This window comes from Cellvibrio sp., from assembly GCF_053579595.1.
In genome coordinates, this window is the sequence record NZ_JBRFPI010000508.1 from 1 (window position 1) to 2,594 (window position 2,594).

A 2,594-nucleotide genomic window follows, 5' to 3' on the forward strand; every position below is an offset into this window, starting at 1 on the left:
AACAGGTTAATTCAAAAGATTAATGTCAACGTGTTAATGTCAACGCTTTGCTTTCACAAGAGTGACATTCGGCGAATAATCTGCAATAACTCACATCCATCCATAAAGTCTCTCCTATGAATCTCACCGACCTTAAAAAGAAACCGATTGAAGAATTAATTGATATCGCCCATGAAATGGGTTTGGAAAATATCGCCCGCTCGCGCAAACAGGACATTATTTTTAATATCCTCAAACGCCACGCAAAAGGCGGAGAAGATATTTATGGCGACGGTGTGCTGGAAATTTTGGTGGATGGATTCGGATTTTTGCGTTCAGCCGACAGTTCTTATCTTGCAGGCCCTGATGATATTTATGTTTCACCCAGTCAGATCCGCCGTTTCAATTTGCGCACAGGCGATACTATCTCCGGTAAGATTCGCCCACCAAAAGAAGGTGAGCGTTATTTTGCACTGCTAAAAGTTAATGATATTAACTTTGATAAACCCGAAAGCTCTCGCAACAAAATCCTGTTTGAAAACCTCACACCGTTGTTCCCCAATGTCCGCCTGCCACTCGAAGCCGGTAACGGTTCTACTGAAGATCTCACCGGTCGTATCATCGATTTAATTGCCCCCATCGGTAAAGGCCAGCGTGGTTTGATCGTAGCGCCGCCAAAAGCCGGTAAAACCATCATGATGCAAAATATTGCGCAGGCCATTACGCGCAACAATCCCGAGTGTCATCTGATTGTATTGTTGATTGATGAACGCCCGGAAGAAGTAACTGAAATGCAGCGCTCGGTGCGCGGAGAAGTGGTTGCATCTACTTTCGATGAGCCGCCAGCACGTCACGTACAAGTGGCCGATATGGTGATCGAGAAAGCCAAGCGTTTAGTTGAGCACAAAAAAGATGTGGTGATTCTGCTCGACTCCATCACCCGTTTGGCGCGCGCTTATAACACTGTGATTCCTTCATCCGGTAAAGTGTTGACTGGTGGTGTGGATGCTCACGCGCTTGAGCGCCCCAAGCGTTTCTTTGGTGCCGCACGTAATATTGAAGAGGGTGGCAGCTTGAGTATTATCGCTACCGCACTCGTTGATACCGGCTCCAAAATGGACGAAGTAATTTACGAAGAATTTAAAGGTACAGGTAACCTTGAATTGCATCTTGATCGCAAAATTGCTGAAAAGCGTATTTATCCTGCGATTAATGTGCGCCGTTCAGGTACTCGCCGCGAAGAATTGTTGATGCGTGAAGATGAGTTGCAGCGTGCATGGATTTTGCGTCGTTTGCTAAACGATATGGAAGATGTAGCCGCAACTGAATTCTTGCTCGACAAGCTCAAAGACTTCAAAACCAACGACGAATTCTTTATGTCGATGAAACGCAAGTAATACCTTCTATTCTCCTTTTCTAAGGGAGATGTGAAAGAGCTTGTAGCCCGTATGGAGCACAGCGTAATGCGGGAAATTTAAAATCCCGTAGCTGTGATCGATACGGGTTTTCTTTTTTGGTGCTTTTTAAATTAGTTACTTGGGTTTTTATAAAAATGAAATACAAAGACCTGCGCGATTTTATCGCCCTGCTTGAAACACGCGGTTTATTAAAGCGCATCAAACAGGAAATTGATCCCCACCTTGAAATGACCGAAATTTGCGATCGCACCCTGCGCGCAGGTGGGCCCGCATTATTGTTTGAAAATCCCAAAGGCTATGCGATTCCTGTGCTCGCCAACTTGTTTGGTACTACCGAGCGTGTGGCCTTGGGCATGGGGCAGGAGTCAGTAACGGCGCTGCGCGAAGTGGGCAAGCTGCTCGCGTTTTTAAAAGAGCCAGAGCCGCCGAAAGGTTTTAAAGATGCATGGGATAAATTGCCGCTGTTCAAACAGGTTTTAAATTTAGCTCCGAAAGTGCTGAGCAAGGCGCAATGTCAGGACGTGGTGTTAGAGGGTGATGCGGTCAATTTGGATTTGCTTCCGATTCAAACTTGCTGGCCAGGTGATGCTGGCCCATTGGTGACCTGGCCGCTCGTTGTTACCCGAGGGCCGCACAAAGAGCGGCAGAATCTCGGCATTTATCGCATGCAAAAAATCGGTAAAAACCGGCTGATTATGCGCTGGCTTTCCCATCGTGGTGGTGCGTTGGATTTTCGTGAATTCCAAATTCAAAACCCTGGTAAAAATTACCCCGTTGCAGTCGCACTTGGCGCTGATCCAGCAACGATTCTCGGTGCGGTAACGCCGGTGCCCGATACACTGTCTGAATACGGTTTTGCCGGATTATTGCGCGGCGATAAAACCGAAGTAGTGAAATGTATCGGTAACGATTTACAAGTGCCTGCATCGGCTGAGTTTATTTTGGAGGGCTACATAGCGCCAAACGATCTTGCGCCCGAAGGGCCGTTTCGCGACCACACTGGATACTATAATGAACTGGATAAATTTCCGGTATTTACCGTCGAGCGAATTACCCATCGCCGCGATCCGATTTATCACAGCACTTATACCGGACGTCCACCAGATGAACCCGCGATTCTCGGCGTTGCACTGAATGAAGTGTTTGTATCTATTTTGCAAAAGCAATTTCCGGAAATTGTGGATTTTTATTTACCGC

General features: G+C 46.8%; 2 protein-coding genes. Both read left to right on the forward strand.

What is annotated here, in order from left to right; translation table 11 throughout:
• The first annotated feature begins 116 nt into the window (after nucleotides 1-116).
• Nucleotides 117-1,376, forward strand: coding sequence for a transcription termination factor Rho (gene rho, locus ACWA6V_RS20460; RefSeq protein WP_062064458.1), 1,260 nt, complete (start codon nucleotides 117-119; stop codon nucleotides 1,374-1,376).
• Nucleotides 1,377-1,531: 155 nt separating this feature from the next.
• A partial coding sequence (locus ACWA6V_RS20465; protein WP_449524218.1) for a UbiD family decarboxylase occupies nucleotides 1,532-2,594 on the forward strand: 1,063 nt, incomplete at its 3' end.